The following is a 20,315-nucleotide window of genomic DNA, read 5'->3' as shown; positions in this document are numbered from 1 at the left end:
TGAGTTGTTCCGCCGGAACAAGTCAGCGCTCGACGCAGGTGGAGGGGTGGGGGTGAGAGGCTGGGGACATGGCCGGTGACCTGCGCGTGACGTCCTCCGTCACGCTGCGTGAGGAGGAGCTGCAGTGGCGCTTCTCCCGGTCCTCGGGACCCGGTGGGCAGAGCGTCAACACGACCGACTCCCGCGCGGAGCTGAGCGTCGACCTTGCCGCGACGCCCGCCCTGAGCGAGCACCAGCGGGCCCGGGTGCTCGAGGCCCTCGCGGGGCGGCTGGTGGACGGACGGCTCACCGTGCCCGCGAGCGAGCACCGCTCCCAGCTGCGCAACCGCGAGGCCGCCGCGGAGCGCCTCGCGCAGGCGCTGCGGGAGGCGCTGGCTCCCCCGCCACCGAAGCGCCGGCCCACGAAGCCCTCCCGCGGCGCGCAGCGGCGCCGCGTCGAGGCCAAGACGCGGCGCAGCCAGACCAAGGCCCTGCGCCGCCGCCCGTCGGACTAGCCCGCCGCGAGCCCCCGCACCGGCCCCGCGAGCAGCATGCGGTCACCAGCGGCGCCGGGGAAGCGCTTGCTGGTGACCGGATGTGCGTACTCGACGAGCGGGGTTGGGGCCGGGGGCTGGGGTGGTCAGGCTGGGGTCGAGGCTGTTCCCAGCCAGGTGTGGGGGTTGCGGTCCCAGCACCAGCCGAGCTTGGGCCGGCGCTCGGAGATCCACACCGCGGGCACGCGCTGGTTGGTGCCGGTGCGCGAGCCGGCGAGGGAGAAGCAGCGGCCCGGGCGCAGCATGTCCGGGCGCAGCACGACGAGCGCGAGCCCCTCGGCGACGGTGAGCGGGCGCCTGCCCTCCGCACGGAGGGCGACCACCGCGTCCTCCGGCGTCACGCTGAGGAAGCGGGAGCCGCTGTCGACGTCGCGCAGGAGGTAGGCCGGCCGGTCGGGGACGTCGACCACCGGGCGGTAGGTGGCGAGCTCGTCGTCGTCGATGACGCTGACGCCGCTGCGCTTTCCCAGCCGCATGGCCGGGACCGCGTCGCCCGGCCGCGGGAGCGCGAGCACGAGGACGAGCGGGACGTGGTCCTCGGGCGGCACGGACGTCGGTGCACCGGCGGGCGGCAGCTGCGCACGCAGCGGCTCGACGAGGGCGCGCAGGCCCGCCTCGTCGGTGCCGAGGAGCGCGGGGAAGCCGAGCTCGACGTAGGCACGGACCTGGCGCTCGAGCTCCTCCTCCGGCGTCGCGGCGGGGTCGAAGGCGCTGGCGGCGGCCGACGGGCCGGCGACGACGGTGGGCAGGTCGGCGGGGTGGGTGACGGTCTGCTGGGGCATGGCGGTGTCCTCCCGGAGTGGTGGGCAGCAGGCTCAACGCCGGGAAGGTCCCGCCTCTTCCCAGGACGTGATCCACGACATATCGTCGAGGCGGGCGGCTCAACGTGGAGCCGCCTCCGGCTACCTCCGGCAGATCGAGACACGAGGGAGTACTCGTTCATGACCATCGAGACCGACACCCCCCAGGACACCGCGGCCCCGCAGTCCACCGTCTACGCCGCACCCGGCACCGACGGCGCGGTGATGAGCTACGAGAAGCGCTACGACAACTACATCGGCGGCCAGTGGGTGCCACCGGTCAAGGGCCAGTACTTCGCCAACCCCAGCCCCGTGGACGGCAGGACCTTCACGGAGGTGGCCCGCAGCACCGCCGAGGACATCGAGCTCGCGCTGGACGCCGCGCACGCCGCCGCCCCCGGCTGGGGCCGCACCTCGGTCGCCGAGCGGGCCCTCATCCTCCACCGCATCGCCGACCGCATGGAGGAGAACCTCGAGAATCTGGCCGTCGCCGAGACGTGGGAGAACGGCAAGCCGGTCCGCGAGACCCTCAACGCCGACATCCCCCTCGCGATCGACCACTTCCGCTACTTCGCCGGCGCCCTGCGCGCCCAGCAGGGCGGGATCTCCCAGCTCGACGAGGACACGGTCGCCTACCACTTCCACGAGCCGCTCGGCGTCGTCGGGCAGATCATCCCGTGGAACTTCCCCATCCTCATGGCCACGTGGAAGCTCGCGCCCGCGCTCGCGGCCGGCAACGCCGTCGTCCTCAAGCCGGCCGAGCAGACGCCCGCCTCGATCCTCTACCTCATGACCCTCATCGGGGACCTGCTGCCCGACGGCGTCCTCAACATCGTCAACGGCTTCGGCCTCGAGGCCGGCAAGCCGCTCGCGTCCAACCCGCGCATCGCGAAGATCGCCTTCACCGGCGAGACGACCACCGGGCGCCTCATCATGCAGTACGCCACCCAGAACATCATCCCGGTCACCCTCGAGCTCGGCGGCAAGTCCCCCAACGTCTTCTTCCCCGACGTCATGGCGGCGGACGACGAGTACCTCGACAAGGCGCTCGAGGGCTTCACGATGTTCGCCCTCAACCAGGGCGAGGTGTGCACCTGCCCGTCGCGCGCCCTCATCCACGAGTCGATCTACGACGAGTTCATGGCCCGGGCGCTGCCCCGCGTCCAGGCCGTCAAGCGCGGCCACCCGCTGGACCCGACGACGATGGTCGGCGCGCAGGCGTCCTCCGACCAGTACGAGAAGATCCGCAGCTACCTCGACATCGGCCGCCAGGAGGGTGCCGAGGTGCTCATCGGTGGCGACGTCGACACCGTCGAGGGCCTGGACGGTGGCTTCTACATCCAGCCGACCGTCTTCAAGGGCCACAACAAGATGCGCGTCTTCCAGGAGGAGATCTTCGGGCCCGTCCTGTCGGTGACGACGTTCAGGGACTTCGACGACGCCATCGAGATCGCCAACGACACTCTCTACGGCCTGGGCGCCGGGGTGTGGAGCCGCAACGCGGACACGATGTACCGGGCGGGCCGCGCGATCCAGGCGGGGCGGGTGTGGACGAACACCTACCACCAGTACCCGGCGCACGCGGCCTTCGGCGGCTACAAGCAGTCGGGCATCGGGCGCGAGAACCACCTCATGATGCTCGAGCACTACCAGCAGACGAAGAACCTGCTCGTGTCCTACGCGCCCGGCGCGCAGGGCTTCTTCTAGACCGCAGGCCGGGGTCGCCGTGCGGCGGCCCCGGCCACCCACCGGGAAGGAGCCCCGATGGACGTGACTGTGCCGCGGGTGGTGGCCCTGCCCGCCGCCGCCGAGCTGCTCGACCGCCTCCGCGACGAGCACGGCCCGCTGATGATGCACCAGTCGGGCGGCTGCTGCGACGGCTCCTCCCCCATGTGCTACCCGCAGGGTGAGTTCCTCGTGGGCGACCGTGAGGTGCTCCTCGGTGTCCTCGACCTGCGGCTGTTCACCGGACAGGTGCTGCCCGACGCGCCGTCCGACCCCGACGGCGTGCCCGTGTGGATCTCCCCGCAGCAGTTCGACGTGTGGCAGCACACCCAGCTCGTCCTGGACGTCGTGCCCGGCCGCGGCGCCGGCTTCAGCGTCGAGGGCCCCCACGGCGTCCGTTTCCTCACCCGCTCACGGGTCTTCAACCCCGCCGAGCTCACGGCGCTCGAGGAGCAGCCGGTGCTCACCGGCGCCGACTGGGAGGCCGGGTCCAGGCCGCCGGCCGCCACCCGCCCGCAGGTGGTCACCGACGTCGCCGACGCCTGCGCCATCCCCGGCGGCTGAACAACTCAGCGCTCGGCTCGGGAAAAGGGCCCGGGGGCTGAGCGGCGCCCGGGCGACTAGCCTGGGGTCGCATGAGCGCCTTCGCCGTCGAGTACACCTACGACACCAGCCGCACCGACGACCTGGCCGCCGTGCGGCCCAGCCACCGGGAGTTCCTCCAGGGGCTGCTGGACGAGGGATCCCTCCTCGCCTCCGGCCCGTGGCTGGACAACGCCGCCCCTGGCGCGCTGCTCCTCGTCGTCGCGCAGGACGTCGAGGGCGCCCAGCGCCTCCTCGACGACGACCCCTTCCTCAAGGCCCACCTCATCACTCAGCGCACCGTGCGACCGTGGAACCCGATCATGGGCCCCTTCACCGAGCACGCCTCGCAGTAGGGGCCCCGCGTCTGTTAGGCCTAGACCATGGATGAGTTCTGGCCGTTCCTCAGGTGGGTCGTCGCCGTCGCCGCGGCAGCCGCCGTCGTCATCGTCGTCATGCTCGTCGTCGACCGGGTGATCAACCGGTACCGGGCCAGGGTGCCCGGCCTGCGGCAGGGCTGGCGGCGGGTGCGCCGACCCCTCGCGGCGCTGCTCCTGGCGATCTCCCTGCGGATCTCCTTCGCGGCGACCGCCGAGCGCGGCTCGGTGCGGGACGTCGGGCTGCACGTGCTCCTCGTGCTCACCATCGCCTCGGCGGTGTGGTTCGCCGCCACCATCGTCGTCGCCTGGCTCGAGCACACCCAGCGGCGCGTCGTCGCCCGCAAGGAGGACGACCGCGACCGGCGCCGTACGGCCACCCAGATGCTGCTCATCCAGCGCCTGGTCAACGCGGCCTTCGTCGTCCTCGGCGTCGCGATGGTCCTCCTGACCTTCCCCGGCGTCGAGCAGGTGGGCGCGACGATCCTCGCCTCCGCCGGCCTCCTCAGCGTCGTCGTCGGCATCGCGGCGCAGAGCAGCCTCGGCAACCTCTTCGCCGGGCTCCAGATCGCCTTCACCGACGCGGTGCGGATCGGGGACATCGTCGAGGTCGACGGCACGTGGAGCACCGTCGAGGACATCACGCTGACCTACGTCGTCGTCAGCATCTGGGACGAGCGGCACAAGGTGCTGCCCTCGACGTACTTCACCTCCCAGCCCTTCATCAACTGGAGCCGCACCGGTGACACGGTCACCGGCGTCGTGTACTTCGAGCTCGACTGGCGCGTGGACGTCCCGGCGATGCGTACCGAGCTCGAGCGGTACGTCGCCCAGCACCCCGCCTGGGACGGGCGGGCGAGGTCGCTCGTCGTCACCGACTCCACCGGCGGCCACGTCACCGTGCGCGCGCTCGTCACGGCCGCGAACACCGACGACGACTGGACCCTGCGCTGCGACGTGCGCGAGCACCTCGTCGTGTGGCTGCGGGAGAACGACCCCGACGCCCTGCCCCTCCACCGGGTGTCCATGTCCCCCTCCCCCGTCCGGGGCTCGGCGGAGCGCGGCGACGGCTAGCAGCCCGCCCTCGGTGGGGCGCGGTGACGGCTAGGCGCGCCGGCCCTTCGTCGTGCGGGTGGTGGGCGCCGCCGTGGCCGGGTCCTCGGGCCACGGGTGGCGGGGGTAGCGCCCCCGCAGCTCGGCCCGCACCTGCGGGTAGCCGGTGCGCCAGAACCCGGCGAGGTCGGCCGTCACGGCCGCGGGACGGCGCGCCGGGGAGAGCAGCTCGAGCACGAGCGGCACCCGTCCACCGGCGACCGCCGGCGCGCCCCGCCAGCCGAAGACCTCCTGGATGCGGGCCGCGAGCGTGGGGCGAGAGGGGTCGGAGTAGTCGACCCGGAGCGCCGCACCCGTCGGGACGGTGACCCGCTCGGGGGCGAGCTCGTCCAGCCGGCCCGCCTCGGGCCACGGGAGCAGCCGCCGCAGCGCCGTCGTCGTGTCGACCCGGGCCAGGTCCCGGTTGCTGCGCACCCCGGCGAGGTCCGGTCCGAGCCACTGCTCCACCCGCTCGAGCAGCGCGACGTCGGACACGTCGGGCCACGGCGCGCCGAGGGCGGCATGGAGGAAGGCAAGGCGACGGCGCAGGGACACCGCGCCGGGTGGCCACGGCACGAGGCCGAGGCCCTCGCGGCGCAGCCCGTCCTGCACGGCGGCCGCCACCAGCGACGGGGAGGGCCGGTGGAGCGGCTCGCTCGCGAGCTCGATCGCGCCCAGCCGCTCCACCCGGCGCGCCACGAGCCGGCCGTCACGCCACGCGACGTCGTCCACCGTCCGCAGCAGCCCGGCCGCGGCCTCCCGGGCGGTGGCCTCGTCGATCGGGGCCGCCGAGCGGATGAGGGCGTCGGTCTGGCCCGGTGCTCGGGTGGCGTCGGCGACGGCGAGCCACTCGCTGCCGGCCAGCGGCCCGCCGGTGAGGCGTGCGCCGGCTCCCCCGGCCAGGAGGTAGTGCTCGCTGTCCGCCCGGCGGCGGCCGACGCGGTCGGGGTGGGCCAGGGCGGTGACGAGGCCGACGGCGAGGTCGAGCTGGGTGACACGGTCGCCGGGGCGCGCGTCCTGGCCGCCGCGCCGGGAGGCGAGCCGCTCCCAGCGGTCGGCCTCCGCCGCCAGGCGCTGCGGCCCCCGGCGCGGAGGCGCCGCAGCGCGGCGGTGAGGTCCGCGTCGCCCGCGCCCGCGTCCTCGGCGAGCATCGCGACGACCTCCGCCGCGGTCCGCGCACCGACCACGCCCGCGCCGTCGAGCAGGGCGCGCGCCAGCCGCGGGTCCGCCCCGACGTCCGCGATCGCCCGCCCGCGCGCGGTGACCGCGCCGTCGGCGTCCAGCGCGCCGAGCTCGGTGAGCAGCCCGGTCGCCGCAGCGGCCGCCGGGGCCGGCGGCGGGTCGAGGAGCGCCAGGCCCACCCCGCCCGGGGCGCCCACAGGGCCAGCTCGAGCATCGGTCCGGCGAGGTCTGCGGTCGCGATCTCCGGCTCGGGGTGGCGCGCGAGCATGGCGTGCTCGGCAGCGGACCAGCACCGGTAGACGGTGCCCGGCCCCTGCCGCCCGGCACGGCCGGCGCGCTGCTCCGCCCCCGCCTGGCTCACGCTGCGGGTGACGAGACCGGCGAGCCCGCGGTGGTGGTCGGTCCGCGGCTCGCGCGCCAGCCCGGCGTCCACGACCACCCGCACCCCCGGCACGGTGAGCGAGGACTCGGCCACCGCCGTCGAGACGACGACCCTGCGCCGGGTGGCGGGCTGCAGCGCCCGGTCCTGCTCGGCGGCCGGCAGGCGCCCGTGGAGGGCGAGGACGTCGACGTCGCCGCCGCGCAGGCGCCGGACGACGTCGTCGACCTCGCGCGCGCCGGGCAGGAAGACGAGGACGTCACCGTCCTGCTCGGCCAGGGCCCGGCGGGTGACGCCGGCGACGTGCGCGAGGAACTCCGGGCTGGTGCCCCGCGGCGTCAGCCGTGGCGCGGCGCGCGGCGGGGGGCACCACTCCGTCCCGACCGGGTGGAGCGCACCGGGGACCGTGACGACGGCGGTGCCCTCGCCGAGGAGCGCCGCGACCCGGTCCGCCTCGACCGTGGCCGACATCGCGACGAGCGCGAGGTCCTCGCGCAGCGTCGCGCGGGCCTCGACGAGCATGGCGAGGAGGAGGTCGGAGTCGATCTGGCGCTCGTGCACCTCGTCGAGGACGACGGCGCTCACGCCCGGCAGCTCCGGGTCGCGCTGGAGACGGCGCAGGAGCGTGCCGGCGGTGACGAGCTCGACGAGGGTCTCCTCGCCCACCTGCCGCTCGCCGCGCACGGAGAAGCCGGCCACGCGGCCGACCGGCTGCCCGAGAAGGCCGGCGAGGCGGCGTGCCGCGGCCCGCGCGGCGATGCGCCTGGGCTGGGTGACGACGACCCTGCCGCCCAGGGCGACGGCGAGCGCGGGCGGCACGAGCGTGGTCTTCCCGCTGCCCGGCGGGGACTGCAGGACGGCGGTGCCCCCGGACCGCACCGCCCGCACGAGCTCCTCCAGGCCCTCGGCGACGGGCAGTGGCGGCGGTGCGGCGAGGAGCGCGGAGAGATCGGTGAGGGCCACGCCACCAGTGTGCCGCCCGCCGTGCCGACCGGGCGCCCCCGCGACACACTGGCCGGATGAGGACAGTTGGTGTGGAGGAAGAGCTGCTGCTCGTCGGCAGCGGCACGGGTCAGGCGGTGTCCGTGGCCCAGCAGGTGCTGCGGCGGGCGGACGTCATCGGGGACGCCGCCCCGGACGGCCCTGGACCGGCAGGGGCGCCCGGTGCGGCCGGCTCCTCGCTCGACGGTGAGCTGCAGCGTCAGCAGGTCGAGACGGGGACCGCGCCCCACCACCACCTCCTCGACCTCCAGGAGGAGCTCGTCTCCTGGCGGGCCCACGCCGAGTCGGCCGCCCGCCGCGAGGGGGCCCGCGCCGTCGCCCTCGGCACCTCCCCCTTCCCGGTGGAGACCCTGGCCGCGCCGGCCGAGCGCTACCGCCGGATCGTCGACCACTTCGGCCGGCTCGGCAGCGAGCAGCTCGTCTGCGGCTGCCACGTCCACGTCGCCGTCGAGTCCCCCGAGGAGGCCGTCGCCGTCCTCGACCGGGTGCGTGTGTGGCTGCCCACGCTCCTCGCCGTGAGCGCCAACTCCCCGTACTGGCAGGGGGAGGACTCCGGCTACGCCAGCTACCGCGCGCAGGTCATGGGCCGCTGGCCCGCCGCCGGTCCCCCGGACCTCTTCGGGTCGCACCGCGCCTACCGCGAGCGCGTCGAGGCCATGCTCGCGAGCGGCGTCGTCCTGGACGAGGGCATGGTCTACCTCGACGCCCGGCCCTCACGCACCTACCCCACCCTGGAGTTCCGCGCGGCGGACGTGTGCCAGGACCCGCGCGACGCCGTCGTCGTCGCCGCCCTGTGCCGCGCCCTGGTCCAGACCGCCGCCGAGGAGTGGGAGGCCGGGAAGGCGGCCCCACCGGTGCCGACCCAGATGCTGCGTCTGGCCACCTGGCAGGCGAGCCGCTTCGGCGTGTCCGGTGACCTGCTCGACCCTGGCACGAGCCGCCCGCTGCCCGCGGCGGAGGTGGTCGGCGCTCTCGTCGACCACGTCCGCCCGGCACTGCGGGAGGCGGACGACGACCTCGCCCTCGTCGAGGAGGGCGTAGCCCGTCTGCGAGAGGTCGGCACAGGCGCCGACCGGCAGCGGCGGGAGCTGGAGCGCACCGGGAGCCTGAGCGACGTCGTCGCCGCGGCGGTGCGCACGACGCACGGACTGGACGGAGAGGGACATGACTTCACTGTGGCTGGCATCGGCGTCGCGCACGGTTCCGGGGGGTGAGCGGCTCGCGACCGAGCCGGTCGGCGGACGGTACGACGTCGCCGTCGTCGGCGCCGGGCTGACAGGACTGGCGACGGCGGTGCTGCTCGCCCGCGCGGGCCTGTCCGTCGTCGTCCTCGAGGCCCGCTACGTCGGGGCGGGCACGACCGGCCACTCCACCGCCAAGGTCTCCCTCCTCCAGGGGACCCGACTGTCGGCGATCGAGCGCCTCCACGGTCCCGAGCTGCTCGGCAAGTACGTCGCCGGGAACCGGCTGGGCCAGGAGTGGCTGCTCGCGGAGTGCGCGCGCCACGACGTCCCGGTCCAGCGGCGCGCCGCCGTCACCTACGCCGCCGGGCCCCAGCAGCTGCCGGCAGCGCACGCCGAGCACGAGGCCGCACTGTCCGCGGGACTGCCCGTCGAGTGGCGGCAGTCCTTCGACGCGCCCTTCCCGGCGCTCGAGGGCAGCTGGCTGCCCGAGCAGGTCCAGGTGGACCCGGTGGACGTGCTCGCGGCCCTCGTCGTCGAGGCGGAGGCGGCGGGGGTGGTCGTGCGCACCGCGGCCCGCGTCACGGACGCGCACGGCAGGGACGGGGCGGTCGTCACCACGCGCGGCACCGTGCACGCCGAGCGCGTCGTCCTCGCGACCGGCATCCCCTTCGCCGACCGCGGTGGCTACTTCGCCCGCCTCGAGCCGCAGCGCTCCTACTCCCTCGCCCTGGCCGTGCCGGAGCCCACCGGCCTGCAGATGTCCATCACCGCCGGTGCCCCCACCCGCTCGGTCCGCACCGTGCCCGCCGAGGAGGGCGAGATCGTCATCGTCGGCGGGGCCTCCCACGTCGTGGGGCGGGCCGACTCCCCGCGTGCGCGGGTGGAGAACCTCCTCACCTGGGCGCGGCGCTGGTTCCCCGACTCGCGCGTCGTCGCCCGCTGGTCCGCCCAGGACTACCACCCGGTCGACGAGCTGCCCTACGTCGGCCCGCTCCTGCCGCGCGACTCCCGGGCCCTCGTGGCCACGGGCTTCGCCAAGTGGGGCATGACGAACGCGGTCGCCGCCGCGCACGTCCTCGCCGGGTACCTCACCGAGGGCCTGCCCGAGTGGGGCGACGCCTACCGCAGCTGGCGCCGCCGGGAGATGACCGGCCTGGCCGAGGCCGTGCGGCTCAACGCCGGTGCTGCCGCGCAGCTGGCGGGCGGCTACGCCCGCGCCCTCACCAACCCCGAGCCGGGCGGCGGTCCGGCGGAGGAGACCGAGCCGGACCCGACGCAGGCGACCACCGACGACACCCCCGCCGAGGGCATGGGCTGCGTGGTCCGGCGGGGCCTGCACCCGGTCGCGGTCTCGACGGTCGACGGCGTCACGCGCTCGGTCTCCGCGGTGTGCCCGCACCTCGGTGGCGTCGTCCGGTGGAACGACGAGGAGCGCAGCTGGGACTGCCCGCTCCACGGCTCGCGCTTCGCCGCGGACGGGGAGCTCCTCGAGGGGCCGGCCACCCGGGGGCTGCAGGCCCGATGAGTGTCCCGAACCGCGGCGCGTCCCTCCAGTGGCGCCAGCGGGTCCAGCTGCCGCGCGACGTCACCCGCGTGTGGTGGTGGCGCGAGCAGTGGCGCCGCAACCCGCGCTGGGCGGTCGCCATTCGCGCCGCCGTGGCCGCCTCGCTCGCCTGGGCGGTCGCCGGGGTGCTCCCCGGGCCGGCGGCCGACTTCCCGTACTACGCGCCCTTCGGTGCCGTCATCGCCACGACCTTCACGCTCGCGGGCTCGGTGCGCGAGTCCCTCCAGTCCGTCGCCGCGATCGCCGTCGGCGGCGCCGTGGGCTGGGTGGTCGAATTCCTCCCGGTGCGGGGGCCGCTCGCCGTCGCGATCGTCATCGTGCCCGCCGTCGTGCTCGCGGGCTGGGGCCGCCTGGGCGCGATGGGCAGCTGGGTGCCCACGGCGGCGCTCTTCACCCTCATCGTGGGCCACGGCGAGGCCACCTACGTGGGGGCCTACGCCGGTCTCACCCTCCTCGGCGCGCTCATCGGCATCGCGGTCAACGCGGTCCTGCCGCCCCTGCCCCTCGCGCCGGCGCAGGCCACCGTCGCCCGCTTCCGGCACACCCTGGCCGCCGACCTCGGCGAGCTCGCCGACCTCATCCGGTCCACGGAGCTGCCGAGCCTGGCGGACTGGGAGCGGGAGCACGCGTCGTCGCCGCGGGAGCGCGCGCAGATGCACACGGCCGTGGCGGAGGTCGGCGAGGCGGCACACCGCAACCGGCGCGCCCGCCGGTACAGCGGGTCGATCGGCGCGCTGCAGGAGGAGGCGCGGGTGCTCGACCGGCTGGGCCTCGTCGTCAGCGACCTCGCCGACCTCCTGCTCAGCGACGTCGGCGCGGGGCGAGTGGACCGCTCGGAGGTACTCGCCGGGGAGAGCGGCGAGCGCGTGTGCGCGGCGCTGCGGACGATCTCCGCGGCGCTGGAGAACACGACGCCGGCAGGGACGGCCGACCCGCACGTCGCCTCGGACGAGACGCCGCTGTCGAGCGCCCACGCCTCGGACGCCGTCCAGGACGCGCGCAGCGCCGCGCCGCGGACGGACGACCAGGTGCTCTACGACGGCGTCGTGCTCTCCCTCGAGCGGGCCGTCGACTCCCTCGCCCGGGTCGAGCGCACCGACTGACCCGCGGGCCGAACGGCCGTCGCGCCGGGCGCTCGCACGCGCCATGATGAGGGCAGCCATCCACCGAGTCCCCTGGAGCAGCAGCTGTGTCCCAGCCACAAAACATCTCGACCACACCGCAGTGGGCAGCACTCGAGGAGCACGCCGCCGCCACCGCCGGCACGACGCTCCGCGAGCTGTTCGCCGCCGACCCGCAGCGCGGGGAGCGGCTGGCCGTGGAGGCCGGTGACCTGTACGTCGACTACTCCAAGAACGGGGTGAGCGACGAGACCCTGCGCCTGCTCGTCGACCTCGCCCGCGCGGCCGGCGTGCCCGAGCGCGCCGAGGCGATGTTCCGCGGCGAGCACATCAACACGACCGAGGACCGGGCCGTGCTCCACACGGCGCTGCGCGCGCCGCGGGACACCGAGCTCGTCGTCGACGGCCAGGACGTCGTCGCCGACGTCCACGAGGTCCTGGACCGGATGGCGGCCTTCAGCGAGCAGGTGCGCAGCGGGCAGTGGCGCGGCCACACCGGAAAGCGCATCACCCGCGTCGTCAACATCGGCATCGGGGGTTCCGACCTCGGTCCGAAGATGGCGACGATCGCCCTCGCCCCCTACGCCGACCCGGCCATCACCTGCGAGTTCGTCTCCAACGTCGACGGCGACGACATCGCCCCCGTCCTTGCCGGTGCGGACCCGGAGGAGACGCTCTTCGTCGTCGCCTCGAAGACCTTCACGACGATCGAGACGATCACCAACGCGACGACCGCCCGGGAGTGGCTCGTCGCCGCCATCGGCGACCGCTCCGCCGTCGCCAAGCACTTCGTCGCGGTGTCGACGAACGGCGAGAAGGTCGCGGAGTTCGGCATCGACACCGCGAACATGTTCGGCTTCTGGGACTGGGTGGGCGGGCGATACTCGATGACCTCCGCCGTCGGGCTCTCGCTCATGATCTCCGTCGGCCCGGACCACTACCGCGACATGCTCGCCGGGTTCCACGCGATGGACACCCACTTCCGCAGTGCCCCGCTCGAGCGGAACCTGCCGGTCCTGCTCGCCCTCATCGGCGTGTGGCACCGCAACTTCCGCGGCTGCGCGACCCACGCGGTGCTCCCCTACAGCGAGTACCTCTCGCGGTTCCCCGCCTACCTCCAGCAGCTCGACATGGAGTCCAACGGCAAGTCCGTCACCCTCGACGGCGCACCCGTCGCCGTGCAGACGGGACCGGTCGTGTGGGGCGAGCCGGGTACCAACGGCCAGCACGCCTTCTACCAGCTCATCCACCAGGGCACCCAGACCGTGCCGGCCGACCTCATCGGCTTCGTCCACCCCGCCGACGACGTCCCCGGCCACCACGACCAGCTCACCGCCAACCTCCTCGCCCAGGCCGAGGCGCTGGCCTTCGGCAAGACGGCTGAGGAGGTGCGCGCGGAGGGCGCGGCCGAGGAGCTCGTCGCGCACAAGACCTTCGCCGGCAACTCCCCCACGACGCTCGTCCTCGCGCCGCGGCTCACGCCCGCGGTGCTCGGCCAGCTCGTCGCGCTCTACGAGCACAAGGTCTTCGTCCAGGGCGTCGTGTGGGGCATCAACTCCTTCGACCAGTGGGGCGTGGAGCTGGGCAAGGTGCTCGCCAAGGCCATCGGGCCCGAGCTCAGCGCGGACGAGGAGCCCGAGCTCACGCACGACTCCTCGACCAATGCCTTGATCCGCCGCTACCGCCAGGCCCGCCGCGCCTGATGTCTCCGGCTCTCGGCGAGGGGAATCCCTCCCGCCGGGAGCCGGATCTCTCGGGGTCAGCCGAGCTGCTCGCGCACCCAGGCCATGTCGGTGCGGTGCTCCTCGGCGCCACCGGGCGTCTCGACGACCACCGGTGCGCCCGCCTCGCGCAGCAGCGCGGCGAGGTCCTCGAGCGGGAGGCTGCCCTGACCGAGGTTGGCGTGCCGGTCGGCGCCGGAGTCGAAGGCGTCGCGGCTGTCGTTGGCGTGGACGAGGTCGATGCGGCCGGTGACCGCTCGCACCCGCTCGACCAGCCCGGCCAGCTCCTCGCCCCCGGCGTAGGCGTGGCAGGTGTCGAGGCAGAAACCGACGTCCGCGCCGCCGTCGGCCTCCATGACCGCGGCCCACAGCTGCTCCAGGCGCTCCACGCCGCGCGCCATCGCCCGCGTGCCGCCGGCGGTGTTCTCGATGAGGACCGGCACCTTGGCGTCGAGCTGGTCGATGCACTTGCGCCAGTTGTCGAAGCCGGTCGCGGGGTCGTCGGAGGCGAGGACGTGGCCGCCGTGGACGATGATGCCGGCGGCCCCGATCTCGGCCGCGGCGTCGACCTGCTTCTGGAGGAGCTTGCGGCTGGGGATGCGGATCCGGTTGTTCGTCGTCGCGACGTTGAGGACGTAGGGAGCGTGGACGTACAGGGCGATCCCGGCGTCGGCAGCCGCCGCCCGCAGGGCCTCGGCACCCCCGGAGTAGCGAACCTCCGGCCCCTTCCACCCCTGGGGGTCCCCGAGGAAGAGCTGCACCGCGTCCGCGCCGCGGGCCTGGGCCTCGGCGATCGGGTCGGTCTGGTCGACATGTGCTCCGACGACTGCCATGGGAACGACCCTAGCCGGTGGCACCGACACCTCAGAGCCCGAGGACGGCGCGGGCGATCGTGAAGTAGACGAGCAGGCCGGTGGCGTCGCAGAAGGTCGTGATGAACGGGGTGGACACGACCGCGGGGTCCACCCCCGCCGCCCGCGCGACGAGCGGGGTCGTGCCGCCCACGGTCGCGGCCATGGTGCACACGGCCACGAGCGTGAGCCCGACGACGGTGCCGATCGAGGGGCTGTAGACGAGCGAGGCGACCGCCCACCCGAGCGAGCCGAGGATCGCACCGAGCAGCAGCCCGGTCCGCATCTCCTTGAACGCCACCCGTCCGAGGTCCCGCGGGCTCGCCTCCCCCGTCGCCAGCGCCCGGGTCACCGTCGTCGCCGCCTGCGAGCCGGTGTTGCCACCGATCCCGGTGAGGAGCGGGATGAACAGGGCGAGGACGACGTGCTCGGCGAGCGTCCCCTCGAAGAGCTCGAGGACGTTGACGGTGAGGACGGCGGACAGGCCCAGGACGAGGAGCCACACGACCCGCGTCCGGGTGATCGCGCGCACCGAGGACAGCAGGTAGGGGCGGTGGAGCGGTTCGGCGCCACCCGCGCGGGCGGCGTCCTCGTCGCCCGCGGCGGCGACGATGCGCGTGGCGTCGTCCACGGTGAGGAGGCCGACGAGGCGGTCCTCACCGTCGACGACGGGCAGCGCGAGCACCCGCCGCTCGACGCACCGCCGGGCGGCCCGCTCCGCGTCCTCCTCGGCGTGGGCGACGATCGGGCGGGCGAGGTGGTCGGCGACGGCGTCGGCGGGGTCGTGGAGCAGGAGGTCGCGGAGGCTGACGACCCCGACGAGGCGCCGCGAGTCGTCGACGACCGGGACCGTGTAGATCGTCTCCGAGCGGTGCCCCCGCTCCCGGACGCGGTCCAGGGCCTCGCCGAGGGTGTGCTCGGGGCGCACGTCGACGAACTGCGGGCTCATCCGGCGGCCCACCGAGCCGCGCGGGTAGCCGAGGACGACGGCGGTCGCGGCACGGGCGTCGTCGTCCACCTGACGCAGCAGGCGGGTGGCGACAGCGGCGGGGAGCTCGTCGAGGAGCCCGACCCGGTCGTCGGGGTCGAGCCCGGCGAACACCGCGACGACCTCGTCCTCGCCGAGCAGCTGGACGAGCTCGTGCTGCGCCGTCGGGGTGAGCCCCTCGAAGACGGCCAGCGCGCGGTGCCGGGGCAGCAGCCGGAAGGCGACGGCGGAGCTCTCCGGCTCCAGCGTCGCGAGGGCGGCAGCGACCTCCTGGGGCGGGGCGGCGGCAAGGTGGGCGGCGGCGGCCGTGAGGTCGTGGGACGCCAGCGCGGCCGCCAGCCGCGGCTTGAGCTCGTCCATGGGTGCCTCCGACACGGCGCCGGGGCGGCGCCAGCAGCCGAGCCTACCGGCCCCCGCACGGTGCGGATCCGTAGAGTGGGACGCGCCGCCCGACCCCGACGAGGACACCGATGCCCCCGACCGACGCCGCCCTGCTCACCGGGTTCCGCCTGCGCATCGCCAAGCAGAACCTCGGGGTCTACGGGATCCACCTGCACCGCGAGGGCCACGAGCCGGTCGAGCACCGGTTCCGCAACGACGACCCCGTCCACCTGTGGTCCGGGTCCAAGACCTTCACCGCCGTCGCCGTCGGGATGGCGCAGGCCGAGGGCCTGCTGGACCTCGACGACCCCGTCACCCGCTTCTTCCCCGGGCAGGCGCACGCGGACGGTGTCGAGGCGATGACGGTGCGCCACCTGCTGCGGATGACGAGCGGCAACACCTTCACCTGGTGGGGGCCGGGCCAGGCGGAGGAGGACGACCTCCTCGGCGGGTTCCTCCGCTCCGAGCTCGTCGCCGAGCCGGGCACCCGCTTCGAGTACTCCAACGGCTGCAGCTACGTGCTCAGCCGCATCGTCCACGCCGTGAGCGGCGAGGACCTGCGCGACTACCTCCTGCCCCGGCTGTTCGCGCCGCTCGGTATTCGCAACCCGCAGTGGATGCGCTGCCCGCAGGGCTTCAGCCAGGGCGGGGTCGGCCTGCACCTGCGCACGAGCGAGTACGCACGCCTGGGCCGGCTGCTCCTCCAGGAGGGCCGCTGGGAGGACACGCAGCTCGTGCCCGCCGCGTACGTCGAGCGGATGCACACCGACCTCGCGGACAGCTCGAGCTTCTCCGAGGACCCCGAGTCCCGGGCCGGGTACGGCTACCAGGTGTGGGCGTGCACGCCCGACGGCGTGTGGCGGGCCGACGGCAAGTACGGCCAGTTCTCGGTCGTCCTGCCCCGTCACCGGGCCGTCGTCACCGTCACCGCGCACCACGAGGGTGCGGCCAACGACATCCTCCGGGCCGTCTGGGACGAGCTCCTCCCGCTCCTGCCCGCCGCCTGAGGCGCCCCGGCGCGCCGTTGCCTCAGGGCGCGGGCGCACCGGCCGATACTGGGGTCGACACCTGCCGACCTGACGCCCCGTCGGTCGAGCGCCCCTGCGTGAGAGCGAGCCCGTGGACGACGCACGACCCTCTGCCCGCCCCGCCGGCACGACCCGCGGCCTCACGGCCTGGGTGGCCGGTCTCGCTCTCACCCTCCTCGCCGGGTGCGGTGCGGTCGGCTCGGCCGGACCCCTCGCGGCGCCGCCGGCACCGTCCGCCGCCGAGTCGGCGCCCGGGTCCCCGGGTGCCGAGCCGGGCCGGTCGCCCTCCCCGACGCGTAGCGCGAGCGCGGATCCGACGCCGTCGCCGGGTGAGCCGGCGGCCGCCACCGCCCTCGCCGCCGCGCGCGAGCTCGAGGTCAAGGGCCGCGCCCCGCGCACCGGCTACGAGCGAGAGCTCTTCGGCAGCGGGTGGGTCGACACCGACCGCAACGGCTGCGACTCCCGCAACGACATCCTCGCCCGCGACCTCACCGACCTCACCTACCGGCCGGGCACCCGGGCCTGCGTCGTGACGTCCGGGACCCTGGCCGACCCGTTCAGCGGGGAGACGATCGACTTCGTCCGCGGCAACGAGACGAGCACCGCCGTCCAGGTCGACCACGTCGTCGCCCTGTCGGACGCCTGGCAGAAGGGTGCGCAGCAGTGGGACGGCGAGACGCGCGTGCGCTTCGCCAACGACCCCCTCAACCTCCTCGCCGTCGACGGCCCCCTCAACGGGCAGAAGGGCGACGGCGACACCGCCACCTGGCTGCCGCCCCACCGCCCGTTCCGCTGCGCCTACGTCGCCCGCCAGGTGGGCGTCAAGCACGCCTACGGCCTGTGGGTCACCCAGGCCGAGCAGGACGCCATGGTCCGGGTGCTCACCGACTGCCCGGAGGAGCCGCTGCCGACCGGCGCCGCCCCCGAGGTGACGGCTCCCGCGGCCGGCACCCCTGCCGCGCCCGGCGACGACGTCCCCTACGCCTCCTGCCGCGAGGCACGTGCCGCCGGGGCCGCGCCCGTCCGCGTGGGTGACCCCGGCTACGGCCGCCACCTCGACGGCGACGGCGACGGCGTGGGCTGCGAGTGACCTGACGGCGGCACTGCCCGCACCCTTCCGGAGCGCGAAACTCGCGGGTAACATCCCGCATCCCTGGACGAAACACGTGCTGCCTACCGTCGCGTCTGAAGCGCAGCGCGTCTGCGCCGATGACGTCGACCCGGAAGGCAGGACCATGCCACCCAGACCCCGCCGAGCAGCGATCGCCGCACCCCTGTGCGCCGGCCTGCTCGTCCTCAGTGCCGCCCCCGCGCTCGCCGCGCCCGAGACCACCGGACTCAGCCTCTCCGTGCCCGCCACCGCGGCCGTCGGGGACACGGTCAGCCTCGGGCTCGAGCTCGGCGAGACGGCCGACGTCTACGCCTACGCCCTCACCGTCGAGGTGGACCCCGAGGTCCTCGCCGTCGTCCCCGACAGCGCCACCGGCCCGAGCGGCGGCTTCGACAGCACCGAGGTCAGCGGACCGGACGCGACCGTCGTCCACAGCCGCCTCGGCAGCTCCCCCGCCCTCGCCGGTGACCTCGCCGCAGGCGTGGAGCTCACCGCCGTCGGCCCCGGCACGACGACCGTCGAGGTGTCCGTCGAGCTCGTCGCCGCCGACGGCACGACGACCAGCCTCCCCGCCGTCGCGAGCACGGAGGTCGTCGTCGCCGCGCCCGCCCCCACGCCCACCGAGCCGGAGCCGACCGAGCCTGAGCCCTCGCCCACCGAGCCCGCACCCACGCCGTCGCCCACGGACGACGACGACGGCGCGCCCGCGCCCACCGCCGCGCCGCCGGCCGCGGGCGGTGGCTCGCTGCCGTCGACCGGCATCGACGCCCTCGGGCTCGGCGCGGCCGCGGCCGTGCTCGCCGCGATCGGCGGGGCCGCCCTGCTGGTCCGTCGCCGGACGGGGGCGCTGTGAGCACCCGCCGCCGCACCCTCGCCGCCGTCCCCGCCGTGGGGCGCTCGTCCTCACGGGCGCCGCCCTCGCCCAGGCCCAGCCCCTCGAGGCCGAGACGCTGGTCCTGCCGCCCTTCCACTCCGAGCTCGACCTCACCGGCGACGGCCAGGTCTCCCCGGAGGACCTCGAGCTGGTGGCCGAGCACCTCGGCTCCCCGGCCGACGTCGCCGCCTGGGGCGAGGTCGCCGACACCGACGGCGACGGCACGCTCACCGTCACCGACCTCGCCGCCGTCTCCCAGCGGATGGTCTACGACGACGGTCCCTTCGAGATCGTCGAGGCCTCGGTCCTCGACATGCAGGCCGCGATGAACGCCGGGGTGACGACGTCCGTCGCGCTCACCGAGGAGTACCTCGAGCGCATCGCCGCCTACGACCGCACGCTCGTCGAGGACGGCGGACGCCCCCTCAACTCGGTCATCACGACGAACGCCGCCGCCCTGGAGGCCGCGGCCGCCGCCGACGCGCAGCGCGCCTCGGACGGGATGACGAGCCTGCTCCTCGGGGTCCCGGTGGCCGTCAAGGACAACGTCAACACCCGCGACATGCCCACGACCGGCGGCTGCGGCTGCTGGGAGGACAACCTCACCGGCACCGACGCCTTCATGGTCGAAGGGCTGCGGGAGGACGGCGCCGTGATCCTCGCCAAGGCGAGCCTCGACGAGTTCGCCTACGGCTTCGCCTCGGAGTTCTCCACGGGCGTCGAGCCCGGCTCCACGCTCCTCGTCGCCAGCCCGTACCGCACGAGCCAGACCGCCGGCGGCTCCAGCGGCGGGACGGGCGCCGCCCTGGCCGCCAACCTCGCCGGGATCGGCTTCGGCACGGACACCGGCGGCTCGATCCGCGTCCCGGCGTCCTACAACCAGCTCGTCGGCGTCCGCCCGACCGTCGGGCTCGTGAGCCGCGACGGGATCATCCCGCTCGCCCTCAGCCAGGACACCGCCGGCCCGATCACCCGCAGCGTCACCGACGCCGCCGTGGCCCTGGACGCCGTCGTCGGCGTCGACCCGGCCGACCCGGCGACCGCCGGCCAGGCCGGGAAGGTCCCGGCCTCCTACGCCGCCGCCCTCGACGACGACGCGCTCGACGGCGCGCGGATCGGCTACCTCCCGTCGATGGTCGGGACCAACCCGACGACGGTCCGCCTCTTCGCCGAGGCGCGCGCCACGCTCGAGGAGCAGGGCGCGACGGTCGTCGAGCTCGAGGCGCCGGCCGGCCTCGCCGCCGTCCTGGCCGAGCCGAGCGGCAGCACCAACGAGTTCCGCCACGACCTCGAGAGCTACGTGGACAACCACCTCGCACCGCAGGTGACGGCGCGCAGCATCGAGGACATCCTCGCGACCGGCCACTACGTCGCCTCCCGCCAGCGCACCTACGAGCAGCGTGCGGCGGTGTCCGAGGAGACCTACGAGGCGTGGGCCGGCCCCGAGGGCAGCCACACCCTGGCCCTCGCCCAGGGCAAGGAGCTCGTCACCGGGCTGCTCGAGGAGCACGGGCTCGACGCCCTCGTCTACCCCACCGGCACCCCGTACGGCACGCAGGGCACGAACCTGCGGCTGAGCCCGAACACCGGGATGCCCGCGGTGAGCGTGCCGATGGGGCAGGCCACCGCGGAGGACGGCACGGTGCCCGGCGCGGGCGTCAACCTCGAGCTCCTCGGCCGCGACTTCGCCGAGGGCACGCTCCTGGGCCTGGCCTACGCCTTCGAGCAGGTGACCCAGGCGCGCACCGCTCCCGCGCTCTACGGCCCGCTCGGCTAGCGGCTCGCGACAGCCCTCGCACCCCTCGTGCGCCGACAGCCGG

Annotated in this window: 16 protein-coding genes and 1 pseudogene; 13 read left to right on the top strand and 4 right to left on the bottom strand. The window is 75.0% G+C overall.

Annotated features, from left to right (window positions below):
* Positions 1–68 precede the first annotated feature (68 nt).
* Positions 69–494 carry an alternative ribosome rescue aminoacyl-tRNA hydrolase ArfB gene (gene arfB, locus ACWPXV_RS13500; protein ID WP_454085695.1) on the top strand — a complete coding sequence of 142 codons (426 nt, stop codon included), beginning with the start codon at positions 69–71 and terminating at the stop codon, positions 492–494.
* A 125-nt stretch (positions 495–619) separates the two neighbouring features.
* On the opposite strand, the gene ACWPXV_RS13495 is transcribed toward arfB, so the two are convergent.
* The gene (locus ACWPXV_RS13495; RefSeq protein WP_454085694.1) at positions 620–1,315 is read right to left on the bottom strand and encodes a DUF5701 family protein; all 696 of its coding nucleotides are present in this window, start codon (positions 1,313–1,315) and stop codon (positions 620–622) included.
* A gap of 159 nt (positions 1,316–1,474) precedes the next feature.
* On the opposite strand from ACWPXV_RS13495, the gene exaC reads away from it, so the two are divergent.
* The 4 genes from exaC (at position 1,475) to ACWPXV_RS13475 (ending at position 5,091) form a co-directional block, all read left to right on the top strand.
* Complete coding sequence (gene exaC, locus ACWPXV_RS13490; protein WP_454085693.1) at positions 1,475–3,040, top strand: acetaldehyde dehydrogenase ExaC; 1,566 nt, start codon at positions 1,475–1,477, stop codon at positions 3,038–3,040.
* A gap of 57 nt (positions 3,041–3,097) precedes the next feature.
* Positions 3,098–3,622, top strand: coding sequence for a DUF779 domain-containing protein (locus ACWPXV_RS13485; RefSeq protein WP_454085692.1), 525 nt, complete (start codon positions 3,098–3,100; stop codon positions 3,620–3,622).
* 71 nt (positions 3,623–3,693) lie between these two features.
* Positions 3,694–3,996 (top strand): YciI family protein, encoded by a 303-nt coding sequence (locus tag ACWPXV_RS13480; protein ID WP_454085691.1) that lies wholly within the window; start codon positions 3,694–3,696, stop codon positions 3,994–3,996.
* Positions 3,997–4,023: 27 nt separating this feature from the next.
* Positions 4,024–5,091, top strand: coding sequence for a mechanosensitive ion channel family protein (locus ACWPXV_RS13475; RefSeq protein ID WP_454085690.1), 1,068 nt, complete (start codon positions 4,024–4,026; stop codon positions 5,089–5,091).
* A 30-nt stretch (positions 5,092–5,121) separates the two neighbouring features.
* Here ACWPXV_RS13475 and hrpB read toward each other — a convergent pair.
* Positions 5,122–7,633, bottom strand: a pseudogene (gene hrpB / locus ACWPXV_RS13470) (ATP-dependent helicase HrpB).
* Between the two features lie 56 nt (positions 7,634–7,689).
* Here hrpB and ACWPXV_RS13465 point away from each other — a divergent pair.
* The 4 genes from ACWPXV_RS13465 to pgi all read left to right on the top strand — a co-directional run bounded on the left by ACWPXV_RS13465 (position 7,690) and on the right by pgi (position 13,244).
* The gene (locus tag ACWPXV_RS13465) at positions 7,690–8,886 is read left to right on the top strand and encodes a carboxylate-amine ligase (RefSeq protein WP_454085689.1); all 1,197 of its coding nucleotides are present in this window, start codon (positions 7,690–7,692) and stop codon (positions 8,884–8,886) included.
* Positions 8,837–10,381 carry an FAD-dependent oxidoreductase gene (locus tag ACWPXV_RS13460; RefSeq protein WP_454085688.1) on the top strand — a complete coding sequence of 515 codons (1,545 nt, stop codon included), beginning with the start codon at positions 8,837–8,839 and terminating at the stop codon, positions 10,379–10,381. Before ACWPXV_RS13465 ends, ACWPXV_RS13460 begins: the two co-directional genes overlap by 50 nt.
* Positions 10,378–11,523, top strand: a complete 1,146-nt coding sequence (locus ACWPXV_RS13455; protein ID WP_454085687.1) for a hypothetical protein — start codon at positions 10,378–10,380, stop codon at positions 11,521–11,523. The genes ACWPXV_RS13460 and ACWPXV_RS13455 overlap by 4 nt, the downstream gene beginning before the upstream one ends.
* 86 nt (positions 11,524–11,609) lie before the next feature.
* A complete protein-coding gene (gene pgi / locus ACWPXV_RS13450; RefSeq protein WP_454085686.1) occupies positions 11,610–13,244 on the top strand; it encodes a glucose-6-phosphate isomerase in 1,635 nt (544 codons plus the stop codon).
* A 56-nt stretch (positions 13,245–13,300) separates the two neighbouring features.
* Here pgi and ACWPXV_RS13445 read toward each other — a convergent pair whose 3' ends face one another.
* Positions 13,301–14,095 (bottom strand): deoxyribonuclease IV, encoded by a 795-nt coding sequence (locus tag ACWPXV_RS13445; protein WP_454085685.1) that lies wholly within the window; start codon positions 14,093–14,095, stop codon positions 13,301–13,303.
* Positions 14,096–14,126: 31 nt separating this feature from the next.
* Positions 14,127–15,461, bottom strand: coding sequence for a magnesium transporter (gene mgtE / locus ACWPXV_RS13440; protein ID WP_454085684.1), 1,335 nt, complete (start codon positions 15,459–15,461; stop codon positions 14,127–14,129).
* A 110-nt stretch (positions 15,462–15,571) separates the two neighbouring features.
* Between mgtE and ACWPXV_RS13435 the strand changes: the two genes are divergently transcribed.
* The 4 genes from ACWPXV_RS13435 (at position 15,572) to ACWPXV_RS13420 (ending at position 20,272) form a co-directional block, all read left to right on the top strand.
* Positions 15,572–16,489, top strand: a complete 918-nt coding sequence (locus ACWPXV_RS13435; RefSeq protein ID WP_454085683.1) for a serine hydrolase domain-containing protein — start codon at positions 15,572–15,574, stop codon at positions 16,487–16,489.
* 112 nt (positions 16,490–16,601) lie between these two features.
* Positions 16,602–17,600 carry a GmrSD restriction endonuclease domain-containing protein gene (locus ACWPXV_RS13430; protein WP_454085682.1) on the top strand — a complete coding sequence of 333 codons (999 nt, stop codon included), beginning with the start codon at positions 16,602–16,604 and terminating at the stop codon, positions 17,598–17,600.
* Between the two features lie 145 nt (positions 17,601–17,745).
* On the top strand, positions 17,746–18,474 hold the full coding sequence (locus ACWPXV_RS13425; RefSeq protein ID WP_454085681.1) for a cohesin domain-containing protein: 729 nt from the start codon (positions 17,746–17,748) through the stop codon (positions 18,472–18,474).
* The gene (locus tag ACWPXV_RS13420; RefSeq protein ID WP_454085680.1) at positions 18,359–20,272 is read left to right on the top strand and encodes an amidase family protein; all 1,914 of its coding nucleotides are present in this window, start codon (positions 18,359–18,361) and stop codon (positions 20,270–20,272) included. Before ACWPXV_RS13425 ends, ACWPXV_RS13420 begins: the two co-directional genes overlap by 116 nt.
* Positions 20,273–20,315: the final 43 nt, after the last annotated feature.

This window comes from Georgenia sp. Marseille-Q6866, assembly GCF_965111665.1.
Note: the sequence above shows the minus strand (reverse complement) of the source record. Positions and strands in the feature narration are given on the sequence as shown.

Coding starts and splice junctions, on each gene's coding strand:
- arfB (WP_454085695.1), top strand. CDS start 69: ATGGCCGGTGACCTGCGCGTGACGTCCTCCGTCACGCTGCGTGAGGAG.
- ACWPXV_RS13495 (WP_454085694.1), bottom strand. CDS start 1,315: ATGCCCCAGCAGACCGTCACCCACCCCGCCGACCTGCCCACCGTCGTC.
- exaC (WP_454085693.1), top strand. CDS start 1,475: ATGACCATCGAGACCGACACCCCCCAGGACACCGCGGCCCCGCAGTCC.
- ACWPXV_RS13485 (WP_454085692.1), top strand. CDS start 3,098: ATGGACGTGACTGTGCCGCGGGTGGTGGCCCTGCCCGCCGCCGCCGAG.
- ACWPXV_RS13480 (WP_454085691.1), top strand. CDS start 3,694: ATGAGCGCCTTCGCCGTCGAGTACACCTACGACACCAGCCGCACCGAC.
- ACWPXV_RS13475 (WP_454085690.1), top strand. CDS start 4,024: ATGGATGAGTTCTGGCCGTTCCTCAGGTGGGTCGTCGCCGTCGCCGCG.
- ACWPXV_RS13465 (WP_454085689.1), top strand. CDS start 7,690: ATGAGGACAGTTGGTGTGGAGGAAGAGCTGCTGCTCGTCGGCAGCGGC.
- ACWPXV_RS13460 (WP_454085688.1), top strand. CDS start 8,837: ATGACTTCACTGTGGCTGGCATCGGCGTCGCGCACGGTTCCGGGGGGT.
- ACWPXV_RS13455 (WP_454085687.1), top strand. CDS start 10,378: ATGAGTGTCCCGAACCGCGGCGCGTCCCTCCAGTGGCGCCAGCGGGTC.
- ACWPXV_RS13445 (WP_454085685.1), bottom strand. CDS start 14,095: ATGGCAGTCGTCGGAGCACATGTCGACCAGACCGACCCGATCGCCGAG.
- mgtE (WP_454085684.1), bottom strand. CDS start 15,461: ATGGACGAGCTCAAGCCGCGGCTGGCGGCCGCGCTGGCGTCCCACGAC.
- ACWPXV_RS13435 (WP_454085683.1), top strand. CDS start 15,572: ATGCCCCCGACCGACGCCGCCCTGCTCACCGGGTTCCGCCTGCGCATC.
- ACWPXV_RS13425 (WP_454085681.1), top strand. CDS start 17,746: ATGCCACCCAGACCCCGCCGAGCAGCGATCGCCGCACCCCTGTGCGCC.